The organism is Aeromonas sp. Y289-2, from assembly GCF_027705925.1.
Taxonomy (GTDB): domain Bacteria; phylum Pseudomonadota; class Gammaproteobacteria; order Enterobacterales; family Aeromonadaceae; genus Aeromonas; species Aeromonas veronii.
On the sequence record NZ_JAPDCH010000011.1, the window covers coordinates 20,809 to 36,683 of the forward strand.

At 59.2% G+C, this 15,875-nt stretch carries 16 protein-coding genes; 12 read left to right on the forward strand and 4 right to left on the reverse strand.

Features of this window, described 5'->3' with window-relative positions; genetic code table 11:
• Positions 1-33: 33 nt before the first annotated feature.
• The gene (locus OKC43_RS15620) at positions 34-573 is read right to left on the reverse strand and encodes a hypothetical protein (RefSeq protein ID WP_236272172.1); all 540 of its coding nucleotides are present in this window, start codon (positions 571-573) and stop codon (positions 34-36) included.
• Positions 574-872: 299 nt separating this feature from the next.
• Here OKC43_RS15620 and OKC43_RS15625 point away from each other — a divergent pair, with 299 nt between their 5' ends.
• The 6 genes from OKC43_RS15625 to OKC43_RS15650 all read left to right on the forward strand — a co-directional run bounded on the left by OKC43_RS15625 (position 873) and on the right by OKC43_RS15650 (position 6,161).
• A complete protein-coding gene (locus tag OKC43_RS15625) occupies positions 873-1,589 on the forward strand; it encodes a substrate-binding periplasmic protein (protein WP_236272173.1) in 717 nt (238 codons plus the stop codon).
• Positions 1,590-1,649: 60 nt separating this feature from the next.
• A complete protein-coding gene (locus OKC43_RS15630; RefSeq protein ID WP_139477412.1) occupies positions 1,650-2,471 on the forward strand; it encodes a helix-turn-helix transcriptional regulator in 822 nt (273 codons plus the stop codon).
• 40 nt (positions 2,472-2,511) lie between these two features.
• The gene (locus tag OKC43_RS15635; protein WP_236272174.1) at positions 2,512-3,147 is read left to right on the forward strand and encodes a LysE family translocator; all 636 of its coding nucleotides are present in this window, start codon (positions 2,512-2,514) and stop codon (positions 3,145-3,147) included.
• Between the two features lie 57 nt (positions 3,148-3,204).
• Entirely contained in the window at positions 3,205-4,335 is a 1,131-nt protein-coding gene (locus tag OKC43_RS15640) for an ABC transporter substrate-binding protein (RefSeq protein ID WP_236272175.1), read from the forward strand.
• 390 nt (positions 4,336-4,725) lie between these two features.
• Positions 4,726-5,382, forward strand: a complete 657-nt coding sequence (locus OKC43_RS15645) for a DUF3313 domain-containing protein (protein ID WP_005340820.1) — start codon at positions 4,726-4,728, stop codon at positions 5,380-5,382.
• A gap of 266 nt (positions 5,383-5,648) precedes the next feature.
• A complete protein-coding gene (locus tag OKC43_RS15650) occupies positions 5,649-6,161 on the forward strand; it encodes a cupin domain-containing protein (RefSeq protein WP_236272176.1) in 513 nt (170 codons plus the stop codon).
• Between the two features lie 101 nt (positions 6,162-6,262).
• On the opposite strand, the gene OKC43_RS15655 is transcribed toward OKC43_RS15650, so the two are convergent.
• A complete protein-coding gene (locus OKC43_RS15655) occupies positions 6,263-6,763 on the reverse strand; it encodes a DUF1993 domain-containing protein (RefSeq protein ID WP_236272177.1) in 501 nt (166 codons plus the stop codon).
• Between the two features lie 311 nt (positions 6,764-7,074).
• On the opposite strand from OKC43_RS15655, the gene ydfZ reads away from it, so the two are divergent.
• From ydfZ to OKC43_RS15670, 3 genes are all read left to right on the forward strand, one after another.
• Complete coding sequence (gene ydfZ, locus OKC43_RS15660; RefSeq protein ID WP_005342516.1) at positions 7,075-7,272, forward strand: putative selenium delivery protein YdfZ; 198 nt, start codon at positions 7,075-7,077, stop codon at positions 7,270-7,272.
• Positions 7,273-7,475: 203 nt separating this feature from the next.
• Positions 7,476-7,913, forward strand: coding sequence for a DUF2846 domain-containing protein (locus OKC43_RS15665; RefSeq protein WP_236272178.1), 438 nt, complete (start codon positions 7,476-7,478; stop codon positions 7,911-7,913).
• 210 nt (positions 7,914-8,123) lie between these two features.
• Positions 8,124-8,654, forward strand: coding sequence for an REP-associated tyrosine transposase (locus OKC43_RS15670; RefSeq protein WP_236272179.1), 531 nt, complete (start codon positions 8,124-8,126; stop codon positions 8,652-8,654).
• 50 nt (positions 8,655-8,704) lie between these two features.
• Here the strand turns inward: OKC43_RS15670 and OKC43_RS15675 are convergent, their stop codons facing one another.
• Both OKC43_RS15675 and uvrD read right to left on the reverse strand, forming a co-directional pair.
• On the reverse strand, positions 8,705-9,259 hold the full coding sequence (locus OKC43_RS15675) for a hypothetical protein (RefSeq protein WP_042039882.1): 555 nt from the start codon (positions 9,257-9,259) through the stop codon (positions 8,705-8,707).
• Positions 9,260-9,409: 150 nt separating this feature from the next.
• Complete coding sequence (gene uvrD / locus OKC43_RS15680; RefSeq protein WP_236272180.1) at positions 9,410-11,581, reverse strand: DNA helicase II; 2,172 nt, start codon at positions 11,579-11,581, stop codon at positions 9,410-9,412.
• Positions 11,582-12,087: 506 nt separating this feature from the next.
• Here uvrD and OKC43_RS15685 point away from each other — a divergent pair.
• From OKC43_RS15685 to OKC43_RS15695, 3 genes are all read left to right on the forward strand, one after another.
• Entirely contained in the window at positions 12,088-13,086 is a 999-nt protein-coding gene (locus tag OKC43_RS15685; protein ID WP_005340803.1) for a BMP family lipoprotein, read from the forward strand.
• A gap of 85 nt (positions 13,087-13,171) precedes the next feature.
• A complete protein-coding gene (locus tag OKC43_RS15690; protein ID WP_139746971.1) occupies positions 13,172-14,755 on the forward strand; it encodes an ABC transporter ATP-binding protein in 1,584 nt (527 codons plus the stop codon).
• Positions 14,755-15,873, forward strand: coding sequence for an ABC transporter permease (locus tag OKC43_RS15695; protein ID WP_005357011.1), 1,119 nt, complete (start codon positions 14,755-14,757; stop codon positions 15,871-15,873). Before OKC43_RS15690 ends, OKC43_RS15695 begins: the two co-directional genes overlap by 1 nt.
• The last annotated feature ends 2 nt before the right edge of the window (positions 15,874-15,875 follow it).

The following is a 15,875-nucleotide window of genomic DNA, read 5'->3' on the forward strand; positions in this document are numbered from 1 at the left end:
GCCAGCTCCCCGATCTCGGTGGGCTGGTTGTCACTATTCGAAACGGTCCATATGGGCAAAGTTTTTGGCTTCGGCAACCCAACCCTCACGCCCCTGCTTGTCCCGAATTTTTACCCACCACTGGTTTTGCGGTGACCGGCCGTATCTGATCTCTTTGCGCGCATAGTCATAATCGAGGATGTAGGTTTTGCCCTTGTACCAGAACAGGCTATTGCCTTCGCCCAGTCCGCCGAGGATATAAAGCGTTTCCCCTGCTTTCATATTCAACAGTGGCCCTTTTCCCTCCTTGCTATAGCCCAGCTTGACCGATCTGAGTATTTCGACGATCCCCGGTTGTTCGGTAATGACAACCCCGGTTAGCCCTTCCACCTGCTGGCCGCGGGGTAGCCAGAACAGCGCTTTGGCCGTCAGGGATGGCTCGGCTCTGACGATCACCTCTTGCTTGGTGGTCCATGTCTTATAGGTGCAACCTTCAAACGGGCAGCGACCCCAGTCGTAATAGGGCAGGCGCGGCTTTTCATCAGAACTTACAGTCGCAGCAAACAACGACAACAACAGCAAAAACAGTCTCATGAATCTACCTGTCCGGCGGGGTGCTCATCCGCCGGTTTAATGAATGGGGTCGCACTATATCTCAAGAGACCAAAATCCATCAAAGCCGCGGAAGTATTGATTTTCACCGCAATAAAATGGGTGGTCGATGGTCATGAAAGCAGGAGGCGCAAGAGGTCGAAGCGCGGCGGGAGCGGATAGCCCGCTCATTTGCCTTGTGCCATGCTGATGGCTATCAGGGCATCGGGTCGGCACCTATGGGCATCTCTCGTTCGGGCACGCGTTTGGTATTACTGCTATCGGCACTTCTTCTCCCTCTTATGACCATCAGCCAGGCCGTGGCGATCAACGCACCACTGCGGGGATGCGTCTTTCAGCTGGCACCGCTGGTCACCATCGATCAGCAGGGCGAGGTCTCCGGGCCGGTGATCGACTACTTTCGCCGTCATATCGAACCCGCGATCGGGCGTACCATCGAGTGGCAGGGGCTCAATGTGGCACGGCTGCTCAGCAACCTCGAGAGCGGCGAGTGCGATCTGACCCCGCTGCTGAGTTACAGTCCCGAGCGTGCTCGTCACTTTCGCTATATCGACCCCCACCTGTTGCTGCTGCGGCCAGTGCTGGTGGTACTGGTGCCATCGCGACTTCACTCGGTCGAACGGCAGGAAGATCTCTTCGGCACCACCATCGGCTGGTCGAGTCAGGCGATCGTGCCGCCGCTGTTGCAGCATCCGCAGATCCACATCGACACCCTCTCCCAGCTCAGCTGGGAGCATGGCAACATGCAGAAGTTGCTGCGTGGGCGCATCGATGCCGCGCTCTTCTCCAACGATATTTCCGCCAACCATTTTCGTGCCAAGCTCCCTGCGGCGACCCGCCTCATCTACCTGCCGGTCACCCCGCTGCAGGTGCATATCGTGCTGAACAAGTCGTTGGGAGATGGCAATCCCGAGCTGGTGCAACAGATGCGTCAGATGGTGGAGCGGGTGCCGCTCGCCTCACTGGTGGAGCCAACCCCGCGGCTGTGGGGGCGTTGAGAGGGGGTTGCGTGCAATAATCTACAAGTCCAAGGCCCGCTTCTGGTGTATCTATAACCCATGAATACCACCGATTCCCTTATCCGCTACTGGCAATCCCCGCACCTGCCGGGGGTCGAGCTATCACACTCCCACCACAGGGCGTTCAGCTACGGTCGCCATGTCCATCTCGACTACCATATCGGGCTGGTGCAGCGGGGTGGCCAGAAGTTTATCCACAAGGGGAACAGTCACCATCTGGTGCGCGGGGTGCTCTCTACCGTTAACCCGGACGAGGTGCACGACGGCCTCAGCCTGCTGCCGGAAGGGTACGAGGTGCGGGTCTTCGCCATCGATCCGCAGCAGCTGACGCTCTGGCTGCCGGAGCAGCCGGAACCCTTCTTCGACAAGGGATTGCAGAGCCGACCCGACCTCTATCAGGGCTTTGCCCAGCTACACGGCTATCTCGACAACCCCAAGGCCGATGGCTTGCTGATCGAGAGCCAGCTGCTCGCCCTGCTGGGGGAACTGCTGCATCTGGCCCCCGAGGTACACCAGTTGGCGGATCCCCAGTTGCGATTCCTGCGCGACTACCTGATGGCCGCCCTCGACGAGCCCCACTCGCTGGAAGAGCTGGCGGGGCTGCTCGGGCTCGACCGTTTCGCCTTCCTGCGCCAGTTCAAGAAGCGCAGCGGCATGACCCCCTACGCCTGGCTGAAACGGCTGCGGCTGGAGCAGGGCAAGCGGCTGCTGGCGAGCGGCATGGCGGTGAGCGAGGTGGCGCTGGCGGTCGGCTTCTTCGATCAGAGTCACTTCCACCACGGTTTTCGCCAGGCATTCGGTCTGACACCCGCCGAATTTCGTGCCCAGATGCAATCTTTTACAAGCCGCGCCCCCCGCTGATCCGCCATGCTGACTCTCCGTCGTTAAAGCGAGAGTTGTTATGCTGACCAGTCTGTTCGTTACCCTCGGCCTGATGCACCTGATTGCACTGGCCAGCCCCGGCCCCGATTTCGCCCTGATCCTGCGCACCAGCCTGCACCGGCCGACCGCTCTTGGCGCGGCGCTGGGCATCTCGCTGGCGATCATGGTGCACGCCACCCTGAGCCTGACCGGGATCAGCATGCTGATTGCCAGCCATCCGCTGCTGTTTATGGTGATCAAGTGCTGCGGCGCCCTCTATCTGGGCTGGTTGGGTTGGGGCGCCCTGATGGCGGCTCGCCAGCAGAGCAGCACCCTGATGGCCAGTGCCGCCAACGAGCTGCGCGGCTGGGGCAGGGGCGTGCGCACTGGCCTTGCCACCAACCTGCTCAACCCCAAGGCGCTGGTGTTCTTTATCGGTCTGCTGGCCGCCATGGTGACGCCAGAGGTGGATGGAATGACCCGCAGCCTGCTGGTGGGCGAGCTCTTCATCATCTCCCTCTGCTGGTTCGGGCTGCTGGCGTGGAGCCTCTCCACCGATCGTGCCCAGCGCCTGCTGCTGCGGGGGCAGCGACCGCTCAATCTGGTGACCGGCGTGCTGTTTGCGGTGGTCAGCCTCTCCATTCTGGCGAGCATGGGAGCCGAGCTGGTGGCCTGACGAGTGGGCGCATGGGCCTATACTCCAACAAGGTTTACCTGTCAGGAGTACCCGGCCATGCGTCTACTGCCTCTTTGCTGGTTGTTGGGGATGACCCCGGCGCTGGCGGCCCCGGTTCAGCTCAAATTGCTGGAGTGGGGCTATCTGCCAGCGGGTTATGAACAACAGTTTGCCGACTACGCTAAAGCCCATGGGGTGGAGGCGACGGTCAGCCGGATCGAGCCGCTGCTGACCGATTTCGACAGCGTCTACCGCGCCCTGCGCACCCGCAGCGCCGATGTGGTGCTGCCGACCAGCTACTTCTACAAGGCCCATCACCAGCCGCTGTTCAAGCTGCTGCTCCCCATCGATTTCCGTCGCCTGCAGCACTACGCCGAGGTGAAACCCGCCCTCAAGAACACCGAGTATGACAAGCAGGGGGAGCGCAACTACTCGGTGCCCTTCTCCTACGCCATGTTCAGCCTCGCCTATGACAGCAAGCAGGTGCCGCAAGCGCCCACCAGTTGGCAGGTGCTCGCCAACAGCTCGCCGCCGGGCCAGTTTGCCGAGTTCTGCGACCAGTTCGAGCCGCTGCTCTTTTCGGTGCTGCTCTCCCTTGGCAAGTCGCCCGCCCTGTTTGCCAGCGGCGAGATGCTGGCCGACAAGACCTTGCAGCAAGAGGTGGAGCAGCAGCTCTCGCAGCGGCTGCAAGCCAGTCGCGGCTTTTGGTTCAATCAGGCCAACCGCTGTGAGGATCTGCGCCAGCAGACCTTTGCCACCACCTGGGGGCTGGAGCTGGTGGAGTGCAACAAGCAGAACGAGCAGCAGTGGCGAATCGCCATGGTGCAGGAGGGGGCCATCTATGCCCTCGATGCGATCTCCATCGCCCGCCATGTCGGGGATGATCCCGCACGGCTCAAGGCCGCCTACCTGCTGGTGGATTTTCTGCTGAGCGCGCCGCTGCAACGCCAGATGCTGGTGGGCACGCCCACCATCTCGGCCAGCAATATTGCCTCCCGGCCACCCCTCAGCCCGCAGGAGCAGGCGGTGCTGCCGGATCGCCCGCTGCCGGAGTTTGACGAGCGGCTGCTGGTGCCCGCGTTGCCCGCCCATATCAAGAATCGCTACAAACGGATGGTGCAGCAGGCGATCGTCGCCAGCGGCAAAGAGGGACTGGTCAAGCAGTGCCCTTGGGATCTCGATAACTGATGAATGAGCCTGCCGCTTCTTCGGCGGCAGGCAAGTTTGCGCAAGATGGCTGATGATCGGTCATCGCCCGTTCCAGGGCATTCCCCCGTTCAACTCACGCCGCTCGCGGGCTCGCATCGTTTGAAAAAACTGAGCGCTTTCCGCAGCCCCATTTAGCCGGATTAAACAACCGAACCCTCGCCAGATTGCCGTTCGTACCCTGGCTGACCCTGTACAAAAGTGCCTCAATTGTGACAACTTGGATGTGAGCTGAACAATCCTGATCTGTCCCTTGTGGGAAGGTGATGAATAGGTTATTTCTCTGTGACATTGGCGGCATCCGGCACGGGTTCTCCAGCCATGTGGTGCGAAATCCACAGCAAAAACAAACAGTAAAATGCAGGAGCAAATATGAAAAAGGTCGTGATGGTTGCCGTGGCTGCGGCCCTGCTGGGTGGCTGTGCCGTCAAGAATCAGGTATCCCACAGCTTGCAGGCGATCCCGCTGACAGCCTTCCAGCAGAGCGAGAGCAACCCCAATCAGCGCGTCTACAAGGAGCCGGGCGTTGACCTGCGCCAATACAATGAGGTGCTGCTCGATCCGCTGCAGTTTATCCGGCAGGAGAATGGTCAGTGGTATCTGCTGACCGCCAATGAACAGAACCAGATTGGCCGCTACTACCACGACAAGTTCCAGAGCGAGCTGATCAAGCAGGGCGTCAAGATCGCCACCGCCCCCGGCCCGAAAGTCATGCGGATCCAGGCCGCCGTCACCAACTTCGATCTGACCCGCCCCGATCCCAAGCTGCGTGACCTGCTGCCGGCCAAGATCGCCATCAACGTCACCCGCGAAGTGATCGGCAAGGAGCCCTATCTGCTCAAGGTGGGCAGCATGGCACAGCTGCTCGACTCCCGGAGCGGCAAGCTGCTGGTGCGGGTGATGGATGCCCGTGAGAGCACGGATACCACCCATAAGGATGAGCCCATCACCGCCGAGGAGATGGAGAAGATGATCGACCAGTGGGCGGCCAGCCGCGCCAAACAGCTGGCGGACAATCTTGGGAAATAAGAGCGGAAATCAGCCTCAGAAAACGGGGGCAGACAGATCGAGAGAGGGAGCCAGCGGCTCCCTCTTTTTGTCTCTATTTTTGTCCGCACCACATGCCGCTGGCATGGCCGTTCAGCCCTTGCCGAATGGGGAATCGACCCGTTGCCGAGTCCGCCGCCACACCATCCGCTGTGCAACGGGCCGACCGATTTCTGCTTTTCTCCCCCGCATTCTGGCAGTTAGGATGGCCCCTCCCGTGACCGCATCCTCATAGAAAAGGAACCGCTATGAATCGCCACCCCTGCATCAAACACTGGCGCGAGCTGCAAGAGCAGACGCCGCGCTACTACTCCGGCAGTCAGGAGCCCCTTTCTCGCGGCTGCGCCCTCGGCAAACACTTCGGCTTTAGCCGCATCGGCATTCACCACGAGATCGTCGAACCCGGCCACCGTACCAGTTGGCCCCATGCCGAAAAGACCGAAGATGAGTTCGTTCACGTGCTGGAAGGGACGCCGGATGTCTGGCTCGACGGCGTGCTCTATCGGCTGCAGCCGGGGGACTCGGTGGGTTTCAAGGCCGGTGACGGGCTGGCCCACTCCTTTATCAACAACACCGAAGAGAGTGTCCGGCTGCTTTGCATCGGCGATACCGATCGGGAGGACAACCGCATCCACTACGCCGTGCATCCCGAGCGTAATATCACCCTCGGCAAGCTGCACTGGGATGATGTGCCCGAGCGCGAGCTAGGGGATCACGACGGCCTGCCCGACAAGCTGCGCGAGCGCAACGGCCCCTTCTAGGGCGCAGCTCTTCTGCGCACCAGATCTGCACCACCCGATATAAAAAAGCCTGCCGCGTGGCAGGCTTTTGCTATCTGTTTGCCGCCTGTGGCGAGCGGCGCTTATTGCAGGTTGAGCCCGCCCAGATAGTCGCGCTTGCCGAGATCGACCCCGGCGCGGCGCAGCAGGGCATAGGCCATGGTGAGGTGGAAGTAGAAGTTGGGAATGCCGTACTCATGGACGCAGGTATGGCCATCCATCCCCTTGCCGCCCGCCCAGTGGGGCACGTAACGGCCGCTGGCATACTGGCTGTAGTCCGCGTCCAGCTTGCCCAGCAGATAGGTGATGGTCTTGCCGATATGGGCGCGCAGATCCGCCATGGTTTTGGGATCATCGCCCATGGCCGGCAGCTCGCTGTGGCTGGCGGTGGCGACCACGGCGCGGGCCGAATCGCAGCAGATCAGCACCTGCTTGGACAGCGGCAGCATATCGACGATCAGCCGCTCGCCGAAGAAGTTCTCCACGTTGAACTGCTTCGCCGCGGCGTGGGCTTCGGCCTTGGCCAGACAGTGGTCGAGGTTGGTCAGCATCTTGATGAACTGGGCGGTAATGTCGCGATTCATGAGCACTCTCCATCTTGTTGAAACAGCAGCCCGCTTGCGCGGCCACGGTGAATGAGACTGGCTAATCGACCACCAATATACCCCAACCGCTGCCGGGTTCGAGCCCGCCACGACGAAAAGGGCAGGGCAGCGCTACTTCGCGCGACAACCGCTGGCCAAGGGGACATGCTCGCTTTTTGAACCTGTGAGTCCCTTATCGCCCCTTTTTTGATCTGTGACATAAATCACCTTTTTTCAGGGGCGTAGGCTGAATGCCGTTGTCCTGGACAGGCGCCCGCGCATTCGCCAGGACACAAGAAAAGGAGAATGAGATGAAGATCTATGACCGTAACCGCAATGTGCTGAACCTGGGTCAGCGCGTCATGATTGCCGCCACTGGCGCAGTCGATTTTCTGAAAGAGGCCCACACCGACAATATGACCCCCTATCAGGCTGAGCATGAGAAGTGCGTGCTGCTGGCAAACTCCGGAGAGCGTTACGCCCCCATCGAGTTGATTAGACTAGGCTGATCCCTTTCCCTGTCACCCTACTCTTTACAATTCACCCGACCGCCGAGACCATCTGGCGGCCGGGTTTCTGATCTCCCCCCCTTCATCCCACCAAATGCTGGAAAATTGAACCGGGTCACACCCCGACCGATTTGAGCGATTGTCAGCCAGAGCAGGCTCATGCGAACCTTTAAATCCCGTTAACTCACTAAAAAATAACGACTATGTTCAGGCAAATGATGATGAGTGCCGCCCTGCTGTCGGCGGCGCTGCTTTCCGGTTGTGCTTCCGTACCCATGGCCGATGCCACCGCAGACGCTCAGGCCAAGCAGTTTGTGGCGCCCAAGGATGCGGCCAACCTCTATATCTATCGCAACGAGACCTTCGGGGCGGCCGTCAAAATGCCGCTGCTGGTGGATGGTATGGCGGTCGGCGATACCGTGGCCCACACCTACATCCTCAAGCAGGTGACACCGGGCAGCCACACCATCACCTCCAAGTCGGAGAACGACGCCACCCTGACCCTCAGCACCGAGGCGGGTAAAAACTACTACGTCTGGCAGGAGGTCAAGATGGGCCTGCTGATGGCCCGCTCCAAGCTGAGTCAGGTCAGCGAAGAGGAAGGCAAGCAAGGGGTGATGGAGAGCAAGTTGGTCAAGTGACCAGAGGCTTTCACCAAAAACAAGGCGTAGCTCCACCAGTTACGCCTTTGCCCGAAAGTGGGTGTTCCAGATTTCCTGTCCATGTAGGTTCGATTAGCGAAGCGTAATCGGACGATCGCGTAATCGAACATCCGCACCATCACAGCCCGCAAGCAGATCGACGTGAGGCAAGACTATGCTTGGCTTTTAGGTCTCAACGAGGGGAAAAGGATGGCCAATTGGCGGCGGGCATGGTGGCCCGGAGGAACCTGGTTCTTCACCGTCAACCTGCTGGAACGACGCAACAACCGGTTGCTGGTGGAGCAGATCGATCTGCTGCGTCAAAGCGTTGCCAAGGTGCAACAGGCTCACCCCTTCGCCATTCATGCATGGGTGGTGTTGCCCGACCATCTCCACTGCATTCTCTCTTTGCCGGAGGGGGATACCGATTTCCCCCTGCGTTGGCGGCTGATCAAAAGCCACTTTTCCCGCGCCTTGCCGGTGAACGAGCGGCGCAGCCAGACGCGGTTACGTCACGGGGAGCGGGGCATCTGGCAACGCCATTATTGGGAACATCTGATCCGGGATGAGCAGGATTACCGCCGCCATATGGATTACGTCCATATCAACCCGCTCAAGCATGGTCATGTCACGCGGGTGGCAGATTGGCCGTATTCCACCTTCCATCGTTACGTGGCGAATGGCGTCTATCCGACGGATTGGTGCGGGTCGGTGGATGGGGCGTTGAAGGGATTGGAGTAAACCTCTCAAGGGTTATGTCAATGTGAATGTCCGATTACGCGATCGTCCGATTACGCTTCGCTAATCGAACCTACAGACCTATTTATCTTTAAGGTACGCATGAATTCCAACGTGTCTAAAAATAAATCAGAAAGTTCTTGTCGAGAAATCACCATATCTTCATTAACTTGCCAAGCTATACCGACGTCATAATCAAAGCCTGGATACGCTATCTGGAAGTCTGTTTTCTTGTAGTCTCTAGCTGGTTCCAGTTTTGCCAGTGGTATTCGCAAACGCGCGAATCGGGTTCTTGCAGCCTGGAATCGATGCAATACTACTACTGGGTCATCACTTTTTTGTTCTTTAAGGAGCTGAGTTAGCGTTCGCACAACCTCATACGCCCCCAAAATCCATAAATAAGAATGTGTAAGATGACGTTGTATCAAGTCATAATCGTTATTGGCATCACCACCATTCTTGTATTTTTGAACCAACTCAAAATCTATCTTGCATAGGTTTGCATCCATTTCGCCAAGATTTTGCACAAGGCTCATTAAAAAAGGCTCAAACCTGATCAATCCAATTGATACTTTAAGCCAGCGTTCAAAACGTAATTCACTATTCATTATCTACTCCGTGGAAATGGAAATTTAAAAACTCCGTAGGTTCGAATAGCGAAGCGTATTCGGACGATCGCGTATTTAAAGTCGTCGCGATATAGCATATATAACCAACCCGCCCTAAGCCGGGTTGGTGCAGTTAAAAAGCGAGAAAAGCTACAGCGCTTCCAGTCTGGCATACGCCGTTACCAGCCACTTGGCGCCGACGTCGTCGAACTGGATCTGCACCCGGCTCTGCTGGCCGACCCCTTCGAAGTTGAGTACTACCCCTTCGCCGAATTTTGGATGGAGCACCCGCTGGCCGAGCTTGATACCGCTGGCGTCGAAGCTCTGCTGCACCTCGTTCTGGCTAAAGCGGCCGTACTGGGTGGGGCGGCTGACCTGAGTGCGCAGCCGGATCTCTTCCAGACACTCGGCGGGCATCTCGCGGATAAAGCGGCTCGGTTTGTGGAACATCTCGCGGCCGTAGATACGGCGGCTCTCCGCATAACAGATGTAGAGCTTCTCCATGGCGCGGGTCATGCCGACGTAACAGAGGCGCCGCTCCTCTTCCAACCGGCCCGACTCCTCGGTGGATTGCTGGCTGGGGAACATCCCTTCCTCGACACCGACCAGCAGAACCAGCGGGAACTCCAGTCCCTTGGCACTGTGCAATGTCATCAGCTGCACCGCGTCGGCATATTCATCCGCCTGATTCTCGCCGGATTCCAGCGCCGCGTGGGCGAGGAAGGCGGAGAGATCGCTCATATCTTCCAGCTCGTCCGGGCGCTGGTACTGGCGGCAGGCGGTGACCAGTTCATCCAGGTTCTCTACCCGTGCCTGGGATTTCTCGCCCTTTTCCGCCAGATACATCGCCTTGAGGCCGGAGTTCTGGATGGCGATATCCGCCTGCTGGTGCAGCGGCAGCAGGGAGACCTGCTCCTCCAGCGCGTCGATCAGATCGACAAAGCCGCGCACCGCGTTGCCGGCGCGACCGGTCAGCACCTTGTCGTTGAGCAGCGCCTTGGCCGATTGCCACAGGTTGAGCCCCTGATCGCGGGCGTTGCCGCGCAGGATCTCGAGGGTGCGATCGCCGATGCCACGGGTCGGGGTGTTGACCACCCGCTCGAAGCTGGCGTCGTCGCCACGGTTGTTGATAAGCCGCAGGTAGGCCATGGCGTCTTTGATTTCCTGGCGCTCGAAGAAGCGCAGGCCGCCGTAGATGCGGTAGGGCATGGCGTCCTGCATCAGCGCCTCTTCCAGCACCCGTGACTGGGCGTTGGAGCGATAGAGAATGGCGCAGTCGGCCAACAGGCCGCCCTTTTCCTTCCAATCCTTGAGGCGGCCGACCACGAAGCGCGCTTCGTCCACCTCGTTGAAGGCGGCATATAGCGAAATCGGGTCGCCCTCGGCCCCTTCGGTCCACAGCTCCTTGCCAAGGCGCTCGGCGTTATTGGCGATGACGCTGTTGGCGGCTTTCAGGATATTGGCGGTGGAGCGGTAGTTCTGTTCAAGGCGGATGGTCTCGGCGCCCTGATAGTCGGTCAGGAAGCGCTGGATGTTCTCGATCTTGGCACCGCGCCAGCCGTAGATGGACTGGTCATCGTCACCGACGATCATCACCTTGCCGCTGTTGCCCGCCAGCATCCGCAGCCAGGCGTACTGGATGCCGTTGGTATCCTGAAATTCGTCCACCAGGATGTTCTGGAAGCGGTCGCGGTAGTGCTCGAGGATGTGCGGCTTGTTGAGCCACAGCTCGTGGGCACGCAGCAGCAGCTCGGCGAAGTCCACCAGACCGGAGCGATCGCAGGTCTCCTGATAGGTCTTGTAGATCTGCTGATAGGTGCGGGTGACGGGGTCGCCATAGAGGTCGATGTCGCCGGGACGCAGCCCCTCATCCTTCTTGCCGTTGATGTAGCCCATCACGGCGCGCGGGGCCCAGTGCTTCTCGTCGAGGTTGAGCGCCTTGAGCACCCGGCGAATGAGGCGGTACTGGTCGTCGGAGTCGAGGATCTGGAAATCCTGCGGCAAGCCTGCATCCAGATGGTGGGCTCGCAGCAGGCGGTGGGCGATACCGTGGAAGGTGCCGATCCACATGCCGCGCACGCCGTCGCCGATCACCTTCTCGACCCGGCCGCGCATCTCGGCCGCCGCCTTGTTGGTAAAGGTGACCGCGATGATGGAGAAGGGTGAACAGCGTTCCACCTGCATCAGCCAGGCGATACGGTGCACCAGCACCCGGGTCTTGCCCGAACCGGCACCGGCCAGCACCAGCAGGTTGCTGCGGGGCGCCGCAACGGCATCTCTTTGCTTGTCGTTGAGCCCGTCGAGCAGGGTTGAAACGTCCATCACCACTCCTGTTTATTTATACAGGCGGGGATTATACGGCCATCCCCCTGCCAGACCAAATCCAAACTCGGGGGGAGCGGCGAGATGGGGGGTTGCGGGGGCGCCGGTGCGGCCATTTTTGGCTGGCGCAGAGAGAGGCGGACGGGGAGGTTTCCAGCTGTAGCCAATCCTTGCTCGTGCGGTTTGTGGGGATTTTGCGAGCCGGATCACGGGCTTGCCGGGGGGCTGGATGAATAAGAGGGGAAAACGGTTTACAGTAACTTGCTGAACAATAAGAGAAATGTCGTTTGGGTCTTTTGGTTGTTAGCATAAAAAACTGAAAAGTAGCTAAAAAACAACTGCTTATAAGGTTATTTGCTTAGAATTCAAACCGTTAACGCAAACGTTTTTCCCTTATCATTTGCTTGACCCGCATCGGGGCTGACTTAGAGTAAGCCTGCGTGCTAGATAGCCTGCTCTGACAGGCAAGCAAGTTCCCTCACTTAATAACAATCAAGGATACGATCGTGACTAAAGTGCTCAAGCTGGCCACCGTGGCCTCCCTCACTCTCGCTGCTCTCTCTGCTCAGGCTGCTTCCGAGCCAGCCGTCATTTATGACACCGCGGGCAAGTATGACAAATCATTCAACGAAGCCGTGTTCCGTAACGGCGTCGAGCTCTACAACAAGGACAAGGGCGTCAAGGTCAAAGAGTTTGAACCCCAGAACGAAGCCCAGCGCGAGCAGGGTCTGCGTCGTCTGGCCAGCCGTGGCAACGGCCCGATCGTGGCGGTCGGTTTCAACATGGGTTCTGCGGTAGAGAAGGTTGCGACCGAATTTCCGAAAACCCAGTTCACCATCATCGACATGGTGGTCGACAAGCCGAACGTCCAGTCCGTCATCTTCAAGGAGCATGAAGGTTCCTTCCTGGTGGGCGCACTGGCTGCCATCGCTTCCAAGAGCGGCAAGGTCGGCTTCGTGGGTGGCATGGATATCCCGCTGATCCGCAAATTCCAGTGCGGTTACGAGCAGGGTGCCAAGTTCGTCAACCCGAAGATCGAAGTGTTCCAGAACATGGCGGGCTCTACCCCGGCCGCGTTTGCTGACCCGGCGAAAGGTGCCGAGCTGGCCAAGTCCCAGTTCGCCAAGGGCGCTGACGTGGTTTACGCCGCAGCTGGCGGTACCGGTATCGGTGTCTATCAGGCAGCCAAGGACAGCGGCAAGTTCGCCATTGGTGTGGACTCCAACCAGAACCACCTGCAACCGGGCACCATGCTGACCTCCATGGTCAAGTCTGTGGGTCTGGCCGCTTACCAGACCTGGGATGACGCTGCCAAAGGCGAGTGGAAGCCGGGAATCAAGAACCTGGGTCTGGCCGAAGGTGGTGTGGATTGGGCTCTCGACAAGGACAACGAGAAGCTGATCACCCCGGAAATGAAAGCCAAGGTAGATGCCATCAAGGCTGAAATCATCGCTGGCAAGGTCAAGGTTCATGACTACATGAGCGATAACACCTGCAAATACTAATTAGATAGTTGCTACGACTCTCAACGCACCACCGGCCCGCACGGGCCGGTTTTTAGTCTTATTTCATGAAACGCAGGGCTGCATCATGGACCAGACAGATCGCTATGCCATCGAATTAAGAGGTATCGATAAGCGGTTCGGCGAAGTGTACGCCAACAAGCTGATCGACCTTAAGGTTCGCAAAGGCAGTATCCACGGCATTGTCGGCGAAAATGGCGCCGGCAAGTCCACCCTGATGAGCATCATTTATGGTTTCTACCATGCTGACAAAGGCGAGATGCTGATCGACGGGAATCCTTTCAAACCCCATGGCTCACAAGATGCGATTGCCGCAGGGGTGGGCATGGTTCACCAGCACTTCATGCTGGTCAATAACTTCACCGTATTGGAAAACGTCATCCTCGGCGCTGAGAATGGCTGGCACCTTCAGCAGAGCGTGGCGTCAGCCGAAAAGCTGCTGGGCGAACTGGCGCGGGATTATGGCCTCGACGTGCCGTTGCACGAAAAGGTCGAAGATCTGCCGGTTGGCTTGCAACAGCGGGTCGAAATTCTCAAGGCGCTCTATCGCGGCGCCCGCATCCTGATCCTCGACGAGCCGACCGGGGTACTGACCCCGCAAGAGGCGGATCACCTGTTCGAGGTGCTGAAAAAGCTGCGGGATCAGGGGGCAACCATCATCCTCATCACCCACAAGCTGCGGGAGATCCTGGCCATTACCGATCAGGTCTCCATCATGCGCCGTGGCGAGATGGTGGCCCACGTCGCCACCAAGGATACCGATAAGGAGCAGCTGGCCGAACTGATGGTGGGCCGCAAGGTGCGCCTCAAAGTCGACAAGGGGCCAACCCAGCCCGGTGAAGCCAAGCTGAAGATCGAAGGGCTCAGCTATTTCGACGCCAGCAAGGTGGAGCGGGTCAAATCGGTCAGCTTCGAGGTGCGGGCCGGTGAAGTGGTCGGCATCGCCGGGGTCTCCGGCAACGGTCAGTCAGAACTGCTCAGCCTGCTTGGCGGCATTCTCAAGCCGAGCAAGGGCGGCTTCACCATCAGCAGCCGCAGTGGCGTGCACAAGGTGAGCGCGGAGCACCCGGCCGATCCCGAGCTGGTGCGCAACTACGGCCTCGGCCATGTGCCGGAAGATCGCCACAAGATGGGTCTGATCAACCGCTTCGAGGCGAAAGAGGCCTTTATCCTCGGTTATCACCGCCGCCCGCAATACAACAAGGGTTGGCTGCAGAACAAGGAGGCGATCCAGCAGGATTGTCAGGCCAAGATGGAGAAGTGGGACGTGCGCCCGCCCCATCCCGATCACAAGACCGCCAACTTCTCCGGTGGCAACCAGCAGAAGCTGGTGATCGCCCGTGAAGTTGAGCAGGACCCGGATGTGCTGTTGATCGGCCAGCCGACCCGCGGGGTCGACATCGGCGCCATCGAATATATCCACCAGCAGATCATCGCCATGCGCGACAAGGGCAAGGCGGTGCTGCTGGTCTCGGTGGAGCTGGACGAGATCATGAGCCTCGCTGACCGGATTCTGGTCATTGCCGACGGTCGCATCGTCGGCGAGCTGGATGGTGCCAAGGCGGATGAGCGCACCATTGGTCTGATGATGGCAAACATAGTGCCGGACGAAGTTGCTGGCGTGTCTGGCGTAGCCAAGGAGGCCCACTGATGAGCCAAGTACGTATTCCAGCCTGGGTCTCCGTAGGCGTCTTGTCTGCGGTTAACATCCTGCTGGCCTTCCTGGTGTCGGCCATTCTGTTCTATTACCTCGACATCAACCCGGTCGATGCCGCCAAGATCATGTGGTACGGCGCGTTCGGTACCGGTGAAGGGGTCGGCTTCACCCTCTACTACGCAACCGGCTTTATCTTTACCGGTCTGTCGGTGGCGGTCGCCTTCCATGCCGGTCTGTTCAACATCGGTGGTGAGGGTCAGGCCTATATCGGCGGGCTCGGCGTGGGTCTGGTCTGTCTGATGCTCGGCGATGTGCTGCCGTTTGCCCTGCTGTTGCCGCTCTCCATCATTGCCGGTGGTCTGTTCGGTGCGGCCTGGGCCTTTATTCCGGCCTGGCTGCAAGCCAAGCGCGGCAGCCATATCGTTATCACCACCATCATGTTCAACTTCATCGCCGCCTCCCTGATGGCCTATCTGCTGGTGGAGGTGTTCAAGCCGCCCGGCTCGATGGCGACCGAGAGCAAGGTGTTTGCCGAAGCAAGCTGGCTGCCCAAGATGAGCGGGCTGGCGAACCTGTTCGGGATGGAGATCCCCAACAGCCCGCTCAATATCAGCTTCTTCTGGGCGCTGATCTGTGCGGCGCTGGTGTGGGTCTTTATCTGGCACACTCGCTGGGGTTACGAGATCCGCTCGGTCGGCGCCAGCCAAAGTGCCTCCGCCTATGCCGGTATCTCCTATCCCAAGGTGGTGATCCTGGCGATGGTGATCTCCGGCATGCTGTCGGGCTTCTTTGCCCTCAACGTGCTGCAGGGTGAGCTGCACCAGATCAAGCTCAACTTCGTGGAAGGGTTCGGCTTCACCGGTATCGCGGTGGCGCTGATGGGGCGCAACCATCCGGTCGGCGTCATCATCGCCAGCCTGCTGTTCGGTTTCCTCTATCAGGGGGGCGCCGAGCTCAGCTTCGAGTTCGGTGTCGACCGCAACATCGTGGTGGTGTTGCAGGGTCTGGTGATCCTGTTCTGTGGCGCCCTTGAGCACATGATGCGTCCGCGCATCGAGCAGCTCTATCTGGCGTTTGCCAACCGCTCAGCCGCGCAAGCTAAAGGAGTCTGATC